The organism is Parabacteroides sp. AF19-14 (assembly GCF_003635485.1).
Taxonomy (GTDB): domain Bacteria; phylum Bacteroidota; class Bacteroidia; order Bacteroidales; family Tannerellaceae; genus Parabacteroides; species Parabacteroides distasonis.
Genome location: NZ_QTMJ01000008.1, coordinates 95,809 through 115,278, shown reverse-complemented (window position 1 = coordinate 115,278; position 19,470 = coordinate 95,809). Strand labels below are relative to the sequence as shown.

The 19,470-nt window shown below is 43.5% G+C and carries 16 protein-coding genes; 11 read left to right on the top strand and 5 right to left on the bottom strand.

The window, feature by feature from the left end:
• Position 1 precedes the first annotated feature (1 nt).
• From galK to DWX33_RS10220, 3 genes are all read right to left on the bottom strand, one after another.
• On the bottom strand, positions 2–1,147 hold the full coding sequence (galK, locus tag DWX33_RS10230; RefSeq protein ID WP_122380353.1) for a galactokinase: 1,146 nt from the start codon (positions 1,145–1,147) through the stop codon (positions 2–4).
• A 107-nt stretch (positions 1,148–1,254) separates the two neighbouring features.
• On the bottom strand, positions 1,255–2,529 hold the full coding sequence (locus DWX33_RS10225) for an MFS transporter (RefSeq protein WP_005866353.1): 1,275 nt from the start codon (positions 2,527–2,529) through the stop codon (positions 1,255–1,257).
• Positions 2,530–2,574: 45 nt separating this feature from the next.
• A complete protein-coding gene (locus tag DWX33_RS10220) occupies positions 2,575–3,651 on the bottom strand; it encodes an aldose epimerase family protein (protein ID WP_005866355.1) in 1,077 nt (358 codons plus the stop codon).
• A gap of 225 nt (positions 3,652–3,876) precedes the next feature.
• On the opposite strand from DWX33_RS10220, the gene DWX33_RS10215 reads away from it, so the two are divergent.
• Complete coding sequence (locus tag DWX33_RS10215; protein WP_122380333.1) at positions 3,877–6,336, top strand: hypothetical protein; 2,460 nt, start codon at positions 3,877–3,879, stop codon at positions 6,334–6,336.
• A gap of 214 nt (positions 6,337–6,550) precedes the next feature.
• Here DWX33_RS10215 and DWX33_RS22375 read toward each other — a convergent pair whose 3' ends face one another.
• Positions 6,551–6,787, bottom strand: coding sequence for a hypothetical protein (locus tag DWX33_RS22375; protein ID WP_158595298.1), 237 nt, complete (start codon positions 6,785–6,787; stop codon positions 6,551–6,553).
• 289 nt (positions 6,788–7,076) lie between these two features.
• On the opposite strand from DWX33_RS22375, the gene DWX33_RS10200 reads away from it, so the two are divergent.
• Positions 7,077–9,425 carry an ABC transporter permease gene (locus tag DWX33_RS10200; protein WP_122380330.1) on the top strand — a complete coding sequence of 783 codons (2,349 nt, stop codon included), beginning with the start codon at positions 7,077–7,079 and terminating at the stop codon, positions 9,423–9,425.
• A gap of 234 nt (positions 9,426–9,659) precedes the next feature.
• Here the strand turns inward: DWX33_RS10200 and DWX33_RS10195 are convergent, their stop codons facing one another.
• Positions 9,660–10,190, bottom strand: coding sequence for a DJ-1/PfpI family protein (locus DWX33_RS10195; RefSeq protein WP_005858081.1), 531 nt, complete (start codon positions 10,188–10,190; stop codon positions 9,660–9,662).
• Positions 10,191–10,356: 166 nt separating this feature from the next.
• Here DWX33_RS10195 and DWX33_RS10190 point away from each other — a divergent pair, with 166 nt between their 5' ends.
• The 9 genes from DWX33_RS10190 (at position 10,357) to fumC (ending at position 19,405) form a co-directional block, all read left to right on the top strand.
• Positions 10,357–10,710: a helix-turn-helix domain-containing protein gene (locus tag DWX33_RS10190; protein ID WP_048927806.1), complete on the top strand. Its 354-nt coding sequence runs from the start codon at positions 10,357–10,359 to the stop codon at positions 10,708–10,710.
• Between the two features lie 458 nt (positions 10,711–11,168).
• Positions 11,169–12,092, top strand: coding sequence for a ribokinase (gene rbsK, locus DWX33_RS10185; RefSeq protein ID WP_122380329.1), 924 nt, complete (start codon positions 11,169–11,171; stop codon positions 12,090–12,092).
• 23 nt (positions 12,093–12,115) lie between these two features.
• Positions 12,116–13,672 carry an ADP-ribosylglycohydrolase family protein gene (locus DWX33_RS10180; RefSeq protein ID WP_122380328.1) on the top strand — a complete coding sequence of 519 codons (1,557 nt, stop codon included), beginning with the start codon at positions 12,116–12,118 and terminating at the stop codon, positions 13,670–13,672.
• Positions 13,673–13,684: 12 nt separating this feature from the next.
• On the top strand, positions 13,685–14,701 hold the full coding sequence (locus DWX33_RS10175; RefSeq protein ID WP_122380327.1) for a nucleoside hydrolase: 1,017 nt from the start codon (positions 13,685–13,687) through the stop codon (positions 14,699–14,701).
• A gap of 7 nt (positions 14,702–14,708) precedes the next feature.
• Positions 14,709–15,710 carry a GRP family sugar transporter gene (locus tag DWX33_RS10170; protein ID WP_057325921.1) on the top strand — a complete coding sequence of 334 codons (1,002 nt, stop codon included), beginning with the start codon at positions 14,709–14,711 and terminating at the stop codon, positions 15,708–15,710.
• Between the two features lie 89 nt (positions 15,711–15,799).
• Positions 15,800–16,549 carry a hypothetical protein gene (locus tag DWX33_RS10165; RefSeq protein ID WP_044544715.1) on the top strand — a complete coding sequence of 250 codons (750 nt, stop codon included), beginning with the start codon at positions 15,800–15,802 and terminating at the stop codon, positions 16,547–16,549.
• Positions 16,536–16,916, top strand: a complete 381-nt coding sequence (locus DWX33_RS10160) for a GtrA family protein (RefSeq protein ID WP_005858065.1) — start codon at positions 16,536–16,538, stop codon at positions 16,914–16,916. The genes DWX33_RS10165 and DWX33_RS10160 overlap by 14 nt, the downstream gene beginning before the upstream one ends.
• A 5-nt stretch (positions 16,917–16,921) precedes the next feature.
• Complete coding sequence (locus tag DWX33_RS10155; RefSeq protein WP_005858063.1) at positions 16,922–17,854, top strand: glycosyltransferase family 2 protein; 933 nt, start codon at positions 16,922–16,924, stop codon at positions 17,852–17,854.
• Between the two features lie 150 nt (positions 17,855–18,004).
• On the top strand, positions 18,005–19,405 hold the full coding sequence (gene fumC / locus DWX33_RS10150) for a class II fumarate hydratase (protein WP_122380326.1): 1,401 nt from the start codon (positions 18,005–18,007) through the stop codon (positions 19,403–19,405).
• The last annotated feature ends 65 nt before the right edge of the window (positions 19,406–19,470 follow it).

Sequence of the window (19,470 nt, the reverse complement as noted above, 5' to 3'; positions counted from 1 at the left end):
ATTAACAGAGCTTGCGTGCTCCGTCGCTGATTACTACATTATATAATTTAGGTTCACGGCCAAACTTCTCTTTATAAGTGGAGAAGGCTTTCTTCACGAAATCGTCGTACAACTCATCCTTAACCAAGTTGATCGTACAACCGCCGAATCCTCCACCCATGACACGAGAACCCGTTACACCACATTCCTTGGCGATATCGTTCAAGAAATCCAGTTCCTCGCAGCTAACTTCATAAAGCTTGCTCATACCTTGATGCGTGCCGTACATCTTTTCGCCGACAGTCTCATAGTCGCCTTTCTCCAAAGCGGCACATACGTCGAGTACACGTTGGATTTCCTCGATAACATATTCGGCACGCATGTAATCCTCTGCGCTGACATCCGCTTTTACCTCGTTCAGCATCTCCATCGTAGCGTCACGTAAGAACTCTACTTCCGGATGGTTGCGGCGAATGGCGGCTACCACGTTCTCGCAGGATTTACGGCGTTTGTTGTAGGCTGAGGATGCCAACTCATGCTTAACGACCGAATCCAATAACACGAGTTTGTAACCAACCGGATTAAACGGATAATATTTATATTCCAAAGAACGGCAATCCAAGCGGATCAAACTTCCGGCCTTGCCGAATACGGAAGCGAATTGGTCCATGATACCGCAATTCACGCCACAATAATTATGTTCTGTAGCTTGACCGATCTTAGCCAACTCGAATTTATCGATATTCAATGAGAATAAGTCATTCAATGCGAAAGCATAAGTACTTTCCAATGCGGCGGAAGAAGACATTCCAGCGCCCAGAGGTACGTCTCCAGCGAATACGGTATCGAAACCTTGGATATTACCACCTCGTTTAATAATCTCCCGGCATACGCCAAAGATATATCTTGCCCAGCTTGCGGAAGGAGCGTCCTCCTCGGTCAAGCCAAATTCAGCGTAATCATTTAAGTCGATGGAGAACGCCCGGACTTTGCCCGTCCCATTCGGTTTGATCTCGGCGATCATCCCTTTATCTACAGCACCCGGAAAAACGAAACCTCCATTATAATCAGTGTGTTCACCGATCAAGTTAATACGTCCCGGGGATGTGTATAAGCTACCTTCGGTATTAAATAACTCTTTAAATTTAGTTCTGATTTTTTGTTGCATGATACTTAATTTGATTAAGGTAAATAATTGAATAAACAAGAAGAAATTACCCATTCAGATAACTCTGCCGGATAATTTCTTCTTTATCATATTATGTCCTGTCCTTATTATTCAACAGGAATGTCTTTGTTTACGTTCTTGCTACCGATCAAAGCGTAATATAGCAAATATGCCAATCCTAGGAATACCACCCAGAAGCTAGTAATGAAACCGCCAGCGTCGGCTACAGCTCCTTGGATCAACGGAAGAATACCTCCACCGCAAACCATCACCATGAAGATACCGGAAGCGGCTGCCGTATATTTACCTAAACCTTCTACTGCCAAGTTGAAGATACCACCCCACATGATGGAAGTACATAAACCACAAAGAGCCATGAACATGATTCCAACCGGAACCTCAACCATACCGAAAGAGATATCAGACAAGAATACAGGCATACTAACTTTTGTCGTAGCAGGGGCGAAGATAGCGATCAAGATAAAGATCATACCTACCGTGGCGGCTGATGACAACATCGCCTTACTAGAGATCTTAGCTCCGAAAGAGGCACCGAACAGACGTCCGATCATCATCAAGAACCAATATGTACCCACGATAGAACCAGCTACTGTAGGATCGATACCGATCTCAGGAGAAGTAGCGAACAAGTTCATGAAGTTAGGAATACCTACTTCGACACCCACATACAAGAAGATTGCGATGGCACCTAAAATGAAGTGACGGAAAGAAAGCGCGCTGTGCTTGTCCGGAGTCTTGGCTTCATTTTCCTTAACCATATGCGGTTCCGGAATTTGCATGCAGAACAATACGATAAATACGATGGCAAAGATACCCATAGCCAAGAACAATGCCGGGTTAGCGTCACTGATCTGAGCCTTAGCAGCGTCACCGATCAAATAACCAACCAATACCGGAACGATCGTAGCACCGATAGAGTTTACGGAGCCGGCAACCTGAATTAATTGGTTACCTTTGTTTCCACCACCACCTAGCGTGTTCAACATCGGGTTTACTACGGTATTCAACATACACATAGAGAAACCGGACACGAAAGCACCTGTCAAATAAACAGCGTAGCTACCAGCCACACCGGAAAGATAAGAAATACCTACACCACAGAAACCTACGATGATCGCTAACAAAGCGGTTTTCTTGTAACCGATCTTCTGCAATAGCATACCGGCCGGAATACCCATGAAGGCATAGGCGATAAAGTTAGCCGCGTTACCCAGCTGCGACATGAAGTTGCTGGCAGCGAACTGGTTCTTAACGATGATACCGAATGGGTTCTGTAGACCCGTCACGAAAGATATCATGAAGAAGAGAGCCACCATCATGATAATAGGCAATGTGTAATTCTTTTTTGCTGTTGATTCCATTTCTTTTTTGTTGTTTTAGATTATTAGATTACTTAAATTATTCTCTTATTCTACACTGAATTTATAAATAGTAGTACTTTGGAAAACCTCGCCCGGGCGGAGTTCCGTTGTCGGATATTCCGGTTTGTTGGGGCTATCGGGGAAATGCTGGGTTTCCAGACATAAAGCGGCCCGTTCCGGGTAGCGTTGTCCGTTCTTACCTTCGAAATTCCCAGTCATCCAGTTACCTGTGTATAATTGCACGCCCGGTTGAGTCGTATAAGTTTCCATTACGATACCGGTCTTGGGGGAGGAGCAGCGAGCGCAGTAAGAAAGTTCGTTGTCCTCTTTATTTAATATGTACGTGTGGTCATATCCCTTACCGAATATAAGCTGTTCGAAATTGTCATTGATTCGTTCGCCTACCTCATGAGGAGTCCGGAAGTCCATTGGTGTACCTTCTACCTTCTCTTTAGGTCCGTACGGGATTGCCGTATTGTCTGTAGGCAGATAATAGTCGGCGTTGATCGTGAGAATATGGTCTCCTATATAAGGGTCTCCCGCACCGGATAGGTTAAAATAAGAATGATTGGTTAGATTCAAGACCGTAGGTTTGTCCGTAGAGGCTTGATAGGAGATAACGACCTCATTCTCATTTGTCAGATGATAAGTTACGGTTGTCTTTAGTTCTCCGGGGAAACCTTCCTCGCCATCGGCGGAGGTATATTTCAACTCAATGGTTTGCTCGTCTATTTGTTTGGCGTCCCATACGACCGCATTGAATCCCTTGATTCCGCCATGCAAGCTATTAGGACCGTTATTTATGGCTAATTTGTCATAAGTAATACCGTCGATCGTGAATTTTCCAGCGGCGATACGATTTCCATAACGACCGCAAATGGCACCGAAATAAGGTTCTTCTGATGTTAAGTACTCTTCAATCGAATTATGGCCAGTAACGACATCGGTCATTTTTCCGTTCTTATCCGGAACCATCAGTGAGACGATTTTCGCTCCATAATTCGTGATCGCTAGCTCTGCTCCAACCTTGTTACACAGGGTATAAAGCGCCGTTTCTTTCCCGTCAATTTGCTTGCTGAAGTTAGCAACAGACAAGCCCGACAGTGTATTTATGTTCTTCATGCGTATCAATATTATTGAAATTGCGTGTAAAAGTAACTTTCTTCTTTGTATTTATAACCTTTCTGAATAATGTTTTATAGCATGATTTTAGATTTGTCTACCAAAAATATATAATTATCGCTTGTTGATACGTCAAGTCCTTGATTCTTCTCTTAGGCTAAAAAAACAAAACAACTCTTGTCTTACCCCTGTTATTAGTAAAACAGAGATAGAAAGAAATTGTCCATGCGGTCGTCCTATAAATATATCATACTCATACTCTTTGTGCTTATGCCCGGCTTGCTTTATTCCCAATCTCAAGATTGGGTACGTAAGTCCATTTATCCGCAAGCGGATAGTGGTAAAAGCAAGATCTATAATTGGATGTGGGGGAGGCATTATCGTCACCTTTATACGATCCCGATCAGGGTTCCTTCGGCTACGATAGAAACGTTGGGGGGTGGGATGGATATCGTCGGGCAAGCGGAAGGGTTTCACGGATTATTGTTGGAGAATAAGCGTAAGCAATTGTATTTGCTAAAGCCCTTGGGTGGCTCTACAAGTTTCTTGGAGTCGAAGTTTTTCCGGGAAATATATAATAAGACTGATTTTAAGAATACATATTTGGATGAGTTCTTAGGAGATGCTTATACGATTATCAATCCCTATACCTTTTTGGTCGCAGATTATTTAGCGAAGTCCGCGGGATTGAGTTTTTCTCCCTCCCGTATTTACTATATTCCTTCCCACATACGGAAAGACACAGTTGCGGACGGCAGCGATATACAAGATAGGCTGGTCAATCTAATCAATGTTCCGGATATTAATTTAAGGTCTAATTTGTATACCACGGAAGACTTTCTAGACAGCCTTCAAGTGAGTAAAAACTATATGGCGGATCAAAATCTATACATTCGGGAACGTATTTTCGATATGTGGACCGGAGATTGGAATAAGACGAACGAAAACTGGGAGTGGCAGTCACATACCGTCAATGATAGCGTAATTTATACCCCGATCGTGATCGATAGGAATCATGCTTTCACGAAGGTGGACGGAGTATTGTTCAAGCAAATGTTGAAGATGTTATCGTTGGATTTTATCTGTAATTATGATAGCCTGATTTTAAAAGATACAAAGAAAATCAATAAGCTAGCTTTTGCGCTGGATATGGCGGTAGCAGGCCGCAGTGATGAGTCGGTTTGGATACGCCAAGCCCAAGAAATTCAGAGACAGATGACCGACTCTTTGATCGATAGCGCTTTTACTTATTTGCCGGAAGGTGTAAAACATGATGAGATAGAACTGATTAAACGAAAGTTGAAACGAAGGAGGCTAGAGTTGGAAGCGGTTGCCAGTCAATATTATCGCTTATTGCAACGTACGCCAGTGGTTGCCGGAACCAATCAATCCGATTATTTCTTGATCGAGCGGCAAGCGCCGGACCGGACTGTTTTACGGATTTATGATCCCGAGACCGGAGACTGTAGGTTGGAACAACAATTCTCCGGCAAGGAAACCAAGGAACTGTGGTTATATGGGCTTGCGGGAAACGATACGTTTGAAGTGAAGGGAAATACACGGAAAGATTTTCCGATATACTTGATCTCCGGAGAGGGGGAGAACCAATACCAATTGAATCATAACCGGAAAATACATGTCTATGATAAAGATTATAAATATGATTACCAGAAGATAAAATACCATAAGATATCTTTTACCCCGTGGGGAATATATGATTCGGATAAAGGTATTAGTTTGGGTACGTTCTTTACATATACGATGTATGGCTTTAAACGAGCCCCATTCACCTATCAGCATCGGATCGGGTATAATTATTTGAAAGGGTTCATGTATGCAGGTATCTTCCCTAATTATGATGGCCGGAGACGTTTATACCTAAATGCCTCCATTTCTTCACCCCGTAACTTCGAGAACTTCTTCGGATTTGGAAATAATACGGTGGGCTATAAAGAGGAGAAAAAGAATTATAACCGGGTGAAGCTCCGGACGTATATGTTTAATCCATCCTTCGAGATGGATTTGAGGAAAGAAGAGGTGATGACATTCTTTGGCTCTTTGGATATGTACAAGGCTAAACGTACGGATGATCGATATATTTATACGGTTTATGGAGAAGATCATCCTATTTTCCGCACGAATTATTTCGTAGGTCTTGGTGCTACTTACCGGATAACGAAACAGCCTTATTCGTGGCTTCCCCTATTGGAAACCGAATGGACGGCCGGATGGAAAATGAATTTGAAAAAGCCGGAACGCAATTTCCCCTATGCGCAGGGAAGCCTTTCATGGAACGTACGGTTCTCGGATCGTTTTACTTGGGCCTCCTTGATAAAGGGAACGGTATTATTCGATAATGACTATGAGTTCTATCAAGCCGCCACGATTGATTTAAGGGGATTCCGTGATAACCGTTTTATCGGAAAGCAATCCTTTTACCAATACTCGGATTTACGCTTGGACATGGGAAAACTAAAGAATCCGTTCACTCCCTTAAAATATGGTCTATTCGCGGGCTTTGATTATGGTAGGGTCTGGTTTCCCGGTGAGCGTTCCCATAGTTGGCATACTTCCTATGGTGGCGGGATTTGGCTTACTTTCTTGAATAAGTTCACCACTAAATATTCTTGGTTCGGCTCGACGGATAGTTTCCGGTTCGCCTTTGAGTTGGGGCTTGGGTTTTGATATAGCCTCAAACCTACACGGGACTGATGAGGGAAATTCTCATCATGATGAGGAGGGTTATTGTCTATTTCTATATTTGTTCTTGTCTTCTGTCGTATGATCCGGTAAAAACGTGTACGTGTTTTCCGAAAAACATGTACGACTTTTGTGGAAAACATGTACGTGTTTTTTCAGAAATATAATCATGTTTTTAAGGCTGATGATAATCAATGATTTACATATTCGTGTTATTTGCATGCTTATTGTTTGGATTTATTGAGTGAAAATCCATACATTTGCCTTTGATCAATTTTGTTCTTGTTATGAAATGGTTAAGGGCAATGTTTTTGTGCATGGTCGTTTTTGCCGCATTGACTGTGGTCGCCAACGATTCTTTCTCCCAAAAGGAGGTACGGGCGTGTGCTTCTACATCTTTATTTTCAATAGCGAATAAAGAGCCGGCTGCTTTCATCTCTTTTCAAGAAATCATAACTCCTTTGACGTCTTTCTCCGCTTTTGGGGAGAAACTTTTGTATCTTATTGCCTCATTGAATTTTTTCCTCGTTTTGTTTACCCAGTCGGTAGCTTTGTTGTTTTACGAACGGAGGGTAAGTTATGTTCGATTAAAATCCGTCTTTTGGCAAGAGCGATACTCTTGCTATGTGCTTTGTCGTATGCTGAATTAGACATGATTATGCCCTGTCTTCAAGGGCATAGAGGAGAGTTGTGTCAATTTATTTTATACGAAAAACAAGCGTATCATGAACTCTATATATCGAAATTTTATTATCACGTTGAAGGCAAATAAAATGGCGGCAACACTAAATATATGCGGCCTCGTAATCGCCTTTACTTTATTTAATAGCGTAGCTATCCGTACGGAATCCGAACGAACTTTTGATAAAATACACTCGAAAGCCGAGGCTATTTATCGATTGGATTGTGTAACGGGTAAAAGTCAATGGCCTACGCAAATCCTGCCTTTCGCCCAAGCATTTGCCTTGTCTTCTCCACATATATTGGTAAGTACGATCATAAATCCTTACATAGGGGAAGTTTATTTTACGATCGGGAGGGACGAGATTCTCAAAGGTTATAAGGAACCGGTGATAACCTGTACTCCGGGGATCGTTTCTATATTTGACTTCCAATTGGTGGAAGGTTCACTGGATTGCTTAGATGATCCGGAGAAATGCCTTTTGCCGGAAAGTATGGCCCGGAAGATATTTGGCGAGTCATCGGCTATTGGTAAGGAGTTGCTTGCGGAAGAAGAGATTTGGAGCAAGGAACGAAAATCACTAGTCGTAGGAGGAGTTTATAAAGATTTCCCGGAAAACACACAATTGAATAATGCCATTTATACTTCTTTATCGTCGACTTATTGTATGGATGATTGGGATAACTGGATTTTCCTTTGTTATGTCCTTTTAGATGATCCGTCACAAAAAGATCTCATTTGCTCCCAGTTTAACCAAGCATTTCCCTTCAAGCAATACGAGAGGCTCCAAGAGGTACAGACCCGTTTGGTAAATTTATGCGATATTTATTATATGAATGATATGAATAGTGTTACTTACATAAAATCAGGGAATAAAAGACAAACGGATTTGTTGTTTAGCGCCTCGTTTCTAGTGGTATTGATAGCAGTGATTAATTTTATAAACTTTACAATGGCATTGGTTCCGGCAAGAATAAAAAGTATTAACATCCGCAAAATTCTAGGGGACTCGGTATGGCGGTTGCGTGGATTTCTTTGGTTAGAGTCTTTTCTTTTTGCGCTATTGTCTTATGCTATATCCTTGTTGCTGTTATTGGTTTATGAAGGTTGCATTGGAGGAGGCTTTCATATGAAGGGAATAGTTTTTTGGGGTGGATTATTTATGGCTTTGTGTGCGGGACTATTGGCCGGTGCATATCCGGCTATTTATGCGACTTCTATTCCTCAGCGAATCGTGCTGAATGGTTCTTTCGGTTTGTCTCCAAAGGGAAAAAGAATGCGGGAATGTCTGGTTGGTTTTCAGTATACGGTTTCAATTATATTGATCGTCCTGTCACTGTTTATTTATAAGCAGATAGAGACAATGCGGAGTCATTCCTTTGGTTTCGGGAATGATAATGTAGTTGTCGTAGAATTGAATAAGGAGATAACCGAGAAATATAAAGAGAATTTTACCAACCGTTTGCGTGGTTATGCGGGAATTGAGGATGTGGCTTTCGCCGCTAGTAAGATAGGAGCGACCAATGAGAATCGTGGCGGGGCCGCAGAGTTTAATGGAGAGACTATTTATTTTTATTATTTGAATGTATCACCCAATTTTTTGTCCCTTATGGATATCATCGCAAACGAGGGACGTGCCTCAAGGATGGAAGATGGGAGGAATAAAGAGTTGCTTTTGGTTTTTGACCAAAAAGCGAAAAGGCAATTAAACCTTCATGTGGGTGACCGTATGAAAACCTTTTGGGGGAATGATGCCCGGGTATTAGGATTTACGGATGAGGTGGTGATCGCTTCCACACATAAAGCATCGGAGCTGCTAGCTACTTATCCTGTCGCTTTTGTGACGAATGAGGAATTTTATATGCCTTACGCTTATATTAAGTTGATGCCGGGGGCTGATAAAGGAAATGTTTTACTTTATATTAGGGACATGCTCAGCGAACTTTCTCCTTCATGTTTATCCGATTTTGAGTTTTGCGATACATTTTCCCGGCATCTGTATGAAAAAGAAATCCAGTTTGGCGACCGGGTTATTTTATCCAGTGTTTTATCTATCTGGATGGCATTGGCAGGTATTTTAAGTCTGGTATTGTTTGATGTCCACTATCAGCGGCGAGAAATTGGTATAAGGCGGGTGTATGGATCTTCCGTGAGCGAGATACTATATCGTTTGAATAAAGTCTATTTAAAGGTCTTGCTCATTAGTTTTGTTATCGCGATTCCGGTTTCCTATTATTTTATGGAGAGATGGGCCAGTAATTTTATGGAGAAAGCCCCTGTCGGTTATTTGATTTATTTTGTCGCATTGCTAGGGATTAGTATCCTGACGGTAGGAGTGATCACGTTCCAAAGTTGGAGGGCGGCGAATGAGAATCCGGTGGATATGTTATAGACAACTTACATCGGCAACGAAGTTAACTTCATCGGCAAAGTAACTTAACATACTTTGCCGACGAACCTAAGATACTTTGCTGATGAAGCTAAGATACTTTGGAAGTACAGATAAGGTATTGGATTGTAACCGATTTTTCTAACTAACTTGAAATTTGTAAGGGAGGATTTATGCGAATAGTCCATCCCTTACATTTTGTCTTGTTCAAATAGTTGGCTTTATTTGTCCTAGAACTTATTTCTTCAAGGCCTCCAATACTTGAGGCATCATAGTACAGATATAATGTTCTTCTTTCGCTGTAAAGAAATTGCCATCGACTACGGAATCCTCATCTGTAGCTTGTCCTTTGCTAATGGCAGGTTTAGCCAACGGATGTACCGCGAGCTTCTTTCCTTCCGTGATTCCGGTGAAGTCGAAGAGCATAGCAGCAGCGCAATGTCCAATCATAATCTTACCCTTTTCCCCGAAATTCTTAATCACATCCATTAGATCGATATTGTATTGTTTGCTAGCGTTCTGCTGGAAAACAGGAACCGCATCGCCACAAGCGAATACCATTGCGTCGTATTCATCTTCATGCCCTTTTAAATTAGCGATCACATCGTCTACTGTCAAAGCTATGCCAGAGTTCGTTTTGATCTCTTTTGAATCGGCTACCGCATATACTTTATAAGTAATGCCATTCTCGAAAAATGATTCCAAATATTGGAACAAACCAAATCCATTTACTGGATTTACCGCTAAAACTGCTACTTTCTTTGCCATAATCGTAAATTATTAAGTGATACAATAGTTATTTTTCGTAAGTTTATTACTTTTGTGGTGTAAAAGTAAGTCCCTTTTTTAGAGAAAACAAGAAGGCACTTATAAATAAGGAACTTACATGGATGTAACCATTGTTGAGATTCAAGTAAATAGAAAAGGTTAAAAAATGAAAAACTTTCATCCGACAGGGAATTGCCCCGTAAGAGACGTATTGAGCCGGCTAGGAGATAAATGGTCTATGTTAGTGCTTATCACTTTAAGCGCCAATGGTACCATGCGTTTTAGTGATATCCATAAAACCATCGCGGATGTATCGCAACGTATGCTGACCGTAACTTTGCGCACGTTGGAATCGGATGGTCTGATCGAACGAAAGATCTATGCGGAAGTTCCTCCCCGAGTAGAATACTGCTTAACGGAAAGAGGATTAAGTCTTATTCCCCATATCCAAGGATTGGTGGATTGGGCGTTGCAGCAGATGAGTGGTATTATGGAAAGCCGGGTTTTACATACGTCATGACTTGCTTTGGCATTAATCTATCCGCTAATTTTTTTGCTTTATCTAATTCAACCTTGAATCTGACAAAAGCGTGTATACAGCTGTTCGGAAGACGTATTAGCATCTATTAGATTAAAAAGGGCGAGGTATATCTTATCCCCTTTTGAAGGTTTGCGTAAAGGTGGAAATATCTTTTCTCAGCTTTTGTCAAGATATTGACAAGCACTAATAATATGTATGTGTTATTCATGGAACTTTTGATATTATCAAGTGTTTGATATATAGTGAATATGAGAAATTGTATGATGCAAATATATCGATTGGGGTTTATCTGCGATGAAGATTAATTGATGATTTTTATATTTTGGATCTTTTTATATTTGCGACATCGGTGAATGAATTTAAATTAACATGAAATCTGGTGTACCAAGCGGAATATATGATATTTTTGTTAAACGAATGATTAATAAGAGAAAAGCATGAAAGACTTGCGAAATCATAATATATTGGTTGTTGGAAGTAGCAATACCGATATGGTCATAAAGACGAATCATCTCCCCCGGACGGGGGAGACCGTATTAGGAGGAACATTTTTTATGAATCCGGGTGGGAAAGGAGCGAATCAAGCGGTTGCTGTTGCCCGGTTAGGGGGACAGGTCTCGTTTATTTGTAAAACAGGCAGTGATATATTCGGACATCAATCCCAGCGGCTATTTGAGGAAGAGGGGATTGATACTTCCTATATTTTCTCAGATCCGAAGAATCCATCTGGCGTAGCGTTGATTACGGTGGATGCTCATGCTGAAAACTGTATTGTGGTGGCCTCCGGAGCTAATGCTAATCTATTACCTTCTGATTTAGCGAAATCGGAAGAGGCGATAGAAAAAGCCGATTTGATTTTAATGCAATTGGAGATTCCTATGGATACTGTTGAGTTTGTCGCTAAGATAGCATCGATGAAGAACAAACGGGTAATCTTGAATCCGGCTCCAGCTCAACCTTTGTCGGCTGCGTTACTCCGTCATCTGTATATGATTACCCCGAATGAGACAGAGGCGGAGATGATCTCCGGCGTGAAGATCACGGATGAGGTTTCCGCGAAGAAGGCTGCGCGAGTTATAATGGAGATGGGGGTACAGAACGTAATCATTACTTTAGGTTCAAAAGGAGCTTTGATTTACTGTGATTCCATGGTAGATATGGTTCCTGCGATAAAAGTGGAAGCCGTTGATACTACTGCGGCCGGGGATATTTTCAACGGCGCTTTAACGGTGGCTTTGGCTGAGGGGCGGGATTTAAGGGAAGCCGTGAGATTCGCTTGCAAAGCTTCCGCCATTTCCGTGACCCGTGTGGGAGCGCAATCTTCCGCTCCTTATCGGAATGAGGTAGATATCTTTGATTAATCTAAAAAAAACAATCTAATATTATGAAACAAACAGTATTTGCGGTGATAACGGCCGCCTCTTTATTTCTAGGGGCGACCTCATGTTCCCAACAACCCTTGGCAAAGGATCAAACGACGGTGCCCGCTGAGTTTACGATCCGTAAAGAAAAGTTGATGGATAAGATTAAGGGAGGTTGGGCCGGACAGACTATAGGCTGTACGTATGGTGGTCCGACGGAGTTCAAATATAACGGAACAATGATTCAAGAATACGTACCGATCGTATGGCCGGACGGGTATATCAAATGGTGGTACGAGAATGTGCCCGGATTGTACGATGATGTTTATATGGACCTTACATTCGTAGATGTCTTTGACCGGTTGGGATTGGATACTCCTGTAGACTCGTTCGCCATGGCGTTCGCTACGGCAGGATATACGTTGTGGCATGCTAACCAGTCGGCACGTTATAATATTTTACAAGGGATCATGCCTCCGGCATCCGGTCATTGGCTGAATAACCCGCATGCGGATGATCTGGATTATCAGATCGAGGCGGACTATGCCGGACTGATGTCGCCGGGTATGCCGAATACGGCTTCCGAGATTTCTGATAAGATCGGGCATATCATGAATTATGGAGATGGTTGGTACGGCGGTGTGTATGTCGGGGCGATGTATTCGTTATCGTTTATCTCGGATGATATCGAGTTTATCGTGACCGAGGCATTGAAGACGATACCGGAGCAAAGTACCTATTATAAATGTATGAGCGATGTGATCCGCTGGCATAAGGAATATCCGGACGATTGGAAACGCACTTGGTTTGAATGTGAGAAGAAATGGAGCTCGGATATTGGTTGTCCGGATGGTGTTTTTGTTCCGTTCAATATTGATGCCGTGATCAATAGCGCATACATTCTTATCGGCTTGCTTTATGGTGAGGGAGATTTCTATAAAACATTGGATATCTCTACCCGTTGCGGACAAGACTCGGATTGCAACCCAGCCTCCGCGGGTGGTATCTTAGGAACAATCCTTGGTTATAGCCATATACCGGATTATTGGATGAAGAACTTGAGAGAAGTGGAGAATATGGATTTTGCCTATACGACCATCTCATTGAATAAGACTTACCAAATGGGCTTCGATCAAGCGTTGCAAGTGATAGAGCGCAACGGCGGTTCCGTTTCAGGTGACGAGGTGACGATCAAATGCCAGCAACCTGTAGCCGTTCGTTACGAGAAGGCTTTCGAGGGTATGTATCCGATAGAGAAAGTGGCGGTTAATAAGAATTTGCCCGATGTAGGAGAACTGCCTTTTGAGGGAACAGGCGCCGTATTCAAAGGCTTTGTGAACGCTAAAGATGATAAATACGTAGCGAGAGTAGAGATGTACCTAGATGGGGAGCTGGTTGAGACGGCGAACCTTCCGGCATCCTATACGACTCGTAGGAACGACCTGTTCTGGAAGTATCAGCTGCCCAAGGGAAAACATACGGCTACGTTTAAATGGCTAAATCCACGTAATGATGTCTCCGTTCATTTCAGCGAGATACTGATTTACTCGGATGCTCCGAAAGAGATTGTTCACCAATAAATTATAAAGATTATGAAGAAATCATTGTTTCTGATGGGCTTATTTGCCTTGTTGATTTCCTGTAAGGGAAATGTGTCGAAAAATATTCCTCAAACCGATAAGCCTCAACCGGTAAATCTTATTCTAGATACTGATTTAGGTCCGGACTATGATGATGTGGGCGCTATGGCCTTGATGCATGCCTTGGCGGATAGCGGTCAGGTAAATATCCTTGCGACTCTTTCCTCCAACCATGATGAGCGGGTGGTGCCTTGCATTGAGGTGCTGAATACTTATTTCAACCGTCCGGCCATACCGGTAGGGGCACCAAAGAGCGAACCGGGGGCCTCCTTGACTACTTGGCATAAAACGAAGTGGACTGACGAGTTACCCGCTAACTATCCGCATCATACGGCGAAGACTTCCGACGCTCCGGATGCTCTGAAGGTGTATCGTAAGATTCTGAGCGAACAACCGGATACCAGTGTTGTTATTTGTACGATCGGTTTCTTCTCTAATTTAAGGGATTTGCTTCAATCGGGAGCTGATGAATATAGCGATCTCTCCGGAAAGGAATTAGTCGCCAAGAAAGTGAAACGTTTGGTTTCTATGGCGGGCCTGTTTCCGGAAGGAAAAGAATTTAACGTGTATTGCGATGTCCCTGCCTCTAAAGTCGTAGCGGAGGAATGGCCTACAGAGATTGTCTTTAGCGGTTTTGAGATCGGGAACGTAATCTTGACCGGAAAGAAACTGGTGCAAATGAACGTGGAGAACAGTCCTGTAAAAGAAGCGTATGCCCTTTGTTTCGCGGAGGGAGACCCGGAAGGGCGCATGAGCTGGGATCATACGGCGGTATTGGTCGCTATAAAAGGTTATGAGCCTTATTTCGATGTAGAGCGAGGAACCTTTCATGTCGTAGATGATGAGGGGACTAACAATTGGGTGGCAAATCCCAATGGCCGTGATCTTCGTTTGATCGAGAAGATGCCGCCTACGGAGGTCGCTTCCTTGATAGAGAATTATATGATGCATCAACCATCTATTAAATAGTATTTTTATGTATATCGTACAAGATTATTCTTTAGCTGTCATATTCTGTGTCGTTACGATGCTTTGTTGGGGATCGTGGGGGAATACGCAGAAATTAGCCTCCAAGACTTGGAGATATGAGTTCTTCTATTGGGACTACGTGATTGGTGTCTTGCTCTTCTCTCTGATTTCCGGGTTTACCTTGGGCAGCATCGGGACGGAAGGACGCAGTTTCCTGCCGGATTTGGCGCAAGCGAACCTCGCTAGTTTAGGGAGTGCCTTTTTGGGCGGTATTATTTTTAATGCTGCCAATATCTTGTTGTCTGCGGCGATCGCCATTTGCGGATTGTCGGTCGCTTTTCCGGTTGGGATCGGATTGGCCTTGGTGCTAGGCGTATTGGTTAACTATTTCGGGGCGGCGAAGGGGGAACCGACTTATATCTTTATCGGTGTAGCCTTAATCACGGTCGCCATCATCTTGAATGGCCTGGCTTATAAGAAAGCCTTGGTCGGTACCAAGAAAGTATCGGGGAAGGGAATCCTTATATCGGTTGTGGCCGGCGTGATCATGGCTTTTTTCTATCGTTTTGTCGCCGCTTCCATGGACATGGAGAATTTCGCTTCTCCGGCACCCGGGAAGTTGACGCCTTATACCGCCGTATTTGTTTTTGCCATAGGAGTATTTGTTAGTAATTTCTTATTTAACACATTGGCGATGAAACATCCGGTGGAAGGTAAGCCTGTCTCCATATCCGGTTATTTTAAGGGAAATATGAGTACGCATCTCGTGGGTGTACTGGGGGGTATTATCTGGTGTATCGGTCAATCTTTCAGTATGATAGCATCCGAGAAAGCGGGAGCGGCTATATCTTACGGATTGGGGCAAGGAGCCACGCTAGTCTCCGCTTTATGGGGCATCCTTATCTGGAAAGAGTTCAAGGGAGCGCCAGCCATTTCCAATCGTCTGAATGTCGGGATGTTTATTTTATTCGTGATCGGACTTGGGTTCTTAATTTATGCGGGAGCTTAAATAACGTTATTTTTATTTATTCCGGAAAAAACATTACCTTTGTTCTTGTTTCTTGTTTATGGGAGTTTAATAACGAAAAAAGACGATCTATGAAAGAAGAAGGTGATGTATTCAAAAAGTTCCGTGATTCCTTCAGCAGGATGGAGGGACATTTCCATATACTAGAACAGCGTGTGCCGGTTGAACTTCAGATGGAGTATTTCAAATACTCGGAAAACGTACGGAAGGAAAACCGGCCTCCCCGTCCCTTATCGGAGGATGAGTGCGAGACCCTGTACAACACTTTGTTGACGGAGGAAACCAAGGACAAGACCGAGAAGAGATATTTGTTATCTCAATTGGCTACCTCGAAGTCCGTCCGTGCGTACCGCTTGTTGGAGGAATACACTCAGCATCCGGACCCGGAAGTGACAGATTGGGCCTACATGGCTTTGATGGAGTCTCGTATCTCCTTAGAGTCCGATTTCTCCGACGAGAAACAAATTTATATCTCGACCGGCCTGGGAGGAAAAGGGGAGAAGCTGCGTTTCTATGTCTTGATGACGTCTAAAGGCAAGAAACCTTTCCAAGAATATCAGCGGCAGACAATCGAGCGGGAGTTCGCTTATTATCTGCCGAAAACGGACTGCGAGATCGAGCGTTTGACGATCGGTGAGCAGTATGTGGAGTTGGTGTTCTTGATCCCGGTGCGTACGGATATAAAAGCTACGTTGGACCGGGTGATCAATGAATGTAACCAATACGGCGATTTCCTCTCGAATGTTTTCACGATCACGAATGTCAAGGAATTGACACCCGAGGAGATTTCCGAGATTATAAGTAAGAATGGAGACGATTAAGCAAGCTATTAAGTATGGTGTAGTCGGGTTGAGCAATACCTTGATAACGATGATCGTTATCTGGGTGATGATGAAACTCTTCGGATGCCGGGAAGGTTTATCTAACTTAACGGGATATGTGGCAGGCATATTAAACAGTTTCATCTGGAACAAGCAATGGACTTTCAAGGGAAGTTCCACCGGATGGACGAAAGGGGCGGTTCGGTTCACGATCGCTTTCATTATTTGTTATGCCTTACAGTACGGATTGGTACTGATCTTGAATTCCCGACTTACGATCGATCATTACTACAACCACTTGATTGGAATGGCTTTCTATACGGTGATTAATTTTTTAGTAAATAAGTTTTATACCTTTAAAGCTTAAAAGGCATGAAGAAGTTAGCGGTTATAGTCCCGTGTTATAACGAGGAAGCCGTGATCGAGGAATCGTATCGGCGTACGAAAGAGGTCTTGGTAAAGTTGCCGAACCCTACGGAGATTATCTATATAAATGATGGCAGTCAGGATAAGACACGTTCTTTGTTGGATCATATAGCCGCAACCGATCCTCATGTGAAGGTGATTCACTTCTCCCGGAATTTCGGTCATCAACCGGCGGTAACGGCGGGTATCAATAACTGTGACGCTGATTTGGCGATTATCATCGACGCCGATATGCAGGATCCGCCGGAATTGATTCCGGATCTGCTGGAAGTGCAGGAGAGAGAGAATGCCAACGTGGTTTATTGCGTCCGAAAGTCACGGGAAGGGGAGAGCCTTTTCAAGCTGTTCACCTCCAAGGCTTTTTACCGGGTGATGAATTATATGAGCGAGGTTCATTTCCCGCTGGATACAGGGGATTTCCGTTTAGTGGACCGGAAGGTGATGAATGAGTTCGACCGTTTTAAGGAACGGGGAAAATATATCCGTGGCTTGATAAGTTGGGTGGGCTTTCATCAAGTGCCGTTTTATTATGAGCGTGAGGCGCGTATCGCCGGCGAGACGAAATATCCGATTAGTAAGATGTTGAAATTCGCGTCGACGGCAATGCTTTATTTCTCGAAGAAGCCGTTGCGTTTGGCGACGAGTCTCGGGTTTATATCCGTATTGGTCGGTATAATCTTGGCGGTTTGGTTCACGTTGGGCAAGATCTATGGTTTCAGTAACGCCGAGGTTGGCTGGACTTCTATCATGACTTCCATTATCTTCTTTGGAGGTGTACAGTTATTGACGGTCGGCGTGTTAGGGCAATATGTCGGTATCCTCTTTGACGAGATCAAGGCCCGTCCTGAATACATTATTGACGAGAAGAAAAACTATTAAAAAACATCGGAGGCGAAATAAGCCGTTTCTCTATGATCTGAATTCTGTTCCATAATAAATGTCTTTTCATGATATACTCGTGAATGTAACATAAACAATTCGGTATCCGGATAGTTTATACATAGAAGAGATCAATAAAACTTATGTGTCATGAAGTATAGAATAGAGAAAGATACCTTAGGTGAGGTGGAAGTGCCGGCGGACGTTTATTATGGGCCGCAAACACAACGGAGCGTGAATAATTTCAAGATCGCCACCGATATTAGCCGGATGCCCAAAGAGGTGATAGAGGCGTTCGCTTACTTGAAAAAAGGAGCGGCTTTGGCTAATAAAGACGCCGGCGTCTTGTCTCCGGAGAAATGCGAGTTGATCGGTAAGGTATGCGACGAGATCTTGGCGGGTAAATTAAATGACTCCTTCCCCTTGATCGTATGGCAAACGGGGAGCGGGACCCAGACGAATATGAATGTCAATGAGGTGATCGCCAACCGGGCACATGTGCTGAGCGGAGGAAAGCTAACGGATAAGGAGAAAGTGCTGCTTCCGAACGATGACGTGAATAAATCGCAATCCTCCAATGATACGTTTCCTTCCGCTATGCATATTGCCGCCTATAAGGTGACTGCGGAGGTGACGATACCGGGATTGGAGAGTCTGTATCGTGCGTTGGCGCTAAAAAGTGAGGAGTTCATGAAGATCGTGAAGATCGGGAGGACTCATTTTATGGATGCCACTCCATTGACATTGGGGCAAGAGTTCAGTGGCTATGCGGCTCAATTGGAATATGGTATACGGAAAGTAAAGGATTCCCTGTCGCATATCTCCGAGTTGGCTTTAGGAGGTACGGCGGTTGGGACTGGTATTAACGCCCCAGTCAATTATGACGAGTGTGTCGCTAAGAAGATATCAGAGTTGACTGGGCTTCCTTTTGTAACCGCTCCGAATAAATTCGAGGTCCTAGCTACCCATGATGCCTTGGTTGAGGCGCATGGAGCCTTGAAATCCGTAGCGGTCAGCTTAATGAAGATCGCGAACGATATACGAATGTTGGGCTCAGGTCCTCGTGCCGGTATCGGTGAGATCCATTTGCCGGAGAACGAGCCGGGTTCCTCCATCATGCCGGGAAAGGTGAATCCTACGCAATGCGAGTCATTGACGATGCTCGCCGCTCAAGTAATGGGTAACGACGTGACAATCTCGATAGCCGGCTCCAACGGGCAGTTCGAGTTGAACGTATTTAAGCCGGTTATTATCTCGAACTTCTTGCAAAGCGCCCGCTTGATCGGTGACGGTTGCCTGAATTTCAGCGAACGTTGCGTAAAAGGCATTACCCCGGTGAACGAAAACATCAAACGCCATCTGGATAGCTCCTTAATGCTGGTTACCGCCTTGAATCCGAAAATAGGATATTACAAGGCCGCCGCTATCGCCCAGAAAGCCTATCAAGAAAATAAGACTTTGCGGGAGGCGGCTATCGAGTCCGGTTATGTGACCGCCGAGGAGTTTGATCGTTGGGTAGACCCGTCCAAGATGGTAGGAGAGATTGAGTAGTGTCAAAACTGCTACATCTTCTCCCAAAAATGAAACAAAGAGTTAAGATGATAATGGATATTTTT

Coding starts and splice junctions, on each gene's coding strand:
- galK (WP_122380353.1), bottom strand. CDS start 1,147: ATGCAACAAAAAATCAGAACTAAATTTAAAGAGTTATTTAATACCGAA.
- DWX33_RS10225 (WP_005866353.1), bottom strand. CDS start 2,529: ATGGAATCAACAGCAAAAAAGAATTACACATTGCCTATTATCATGATG.
- DWX33_RS10220 (WP_005866355.1), bottom strand. CDS start 3,651: ATGAAGAACATAAATACACTGTCGGGCTTGTCTGTTGCTAACTTCAGC.
- DWX33_RS10215 (WP_122380333.1), top strand. CDS start 3,877: ATGCGGTCGTCCTATAAATATATCATACTCATACTCTTTGTGCTTATG.
- DWX33_RS22375 (WP_158595298.1), bottom strand. CDS start 6,787: ATGAAAGCAGCCGGCTCTTTATTCGCTATTGAAAATAAAGATGTAGAA.
- DWX33_RS10200 (WP_122380330.1), top strand. CDS start 7,077: ATGAACTCTATATATCGAAATTTTATTATCACGTTGAAGGCAAATAAA.
- DWX33_RS10195 (WP_005858081.1), bottom strand. CDS start 10,190: ATGGCAAAGAAAGTAGCAGTTTTAGCGGTAAATCCAGTAAATGGATTT.
- DWX33_RS10190 (WP_048927806.1), top strand. CDS start 10,357: ATGAAAAACTTTCATCCGACAGGGAATTGCCCCGTAAGAGACGTATTG.
- rbsK (WP_122380329.1), top strand. CDS start 11,169: ATGAAAGACTTGCGAAATCATAATATATTGGTTGTTGGAAGTAGCAAT.
- DWX33_RS10180 (WP_122380328.1), top strand. CDS start 12,116: ATGAAACAAACAGTATTTGCGGTGATAACGGCCGCCTCTTTATTTCTA.
- DWX33_RS10175 (WP_122380327.1), top strand. CDS start 13,685: ATGAAGAAATCATTGTTTCTGATGGGCTTATTTGCCTTGTTGATTTCC.
- DWX33_RS10170 (WP_057325921.1), top strand. CDS start 14,709: ATGTATATCGTACAAGATTATTCTTTAGCTGTCATATTCTGTGTCGTT.
- DWX33_RS10165 (WP_044544715.1), top strand. CDS start 15,800: ATGAAAGAAGAAGGTGATGTATTCAAAAAGTTCCGTGATTCCTTCAGC.
- DWX33_RS10160 (WP_005858065.1), top strand. CDS start 16,536: ATGGAGACGATTAAGCAAGCTATTAAGTATGGTGTAGTCGGGTTGAGC.
- DWX33_RS10155 (WP_005858063.1), top strand. CDS start 16,922: ATGAAGAAGTTAGCGGTTATAGTCCCGTGTTATAACGAGGAAGCCGTG.
- fumC (WP_122380326.1), top strand. CDS start 18,005: ATGAAGTATAGAATAGAGAAAGATACCTTAGGTGAGGTGGAAGTGCCG.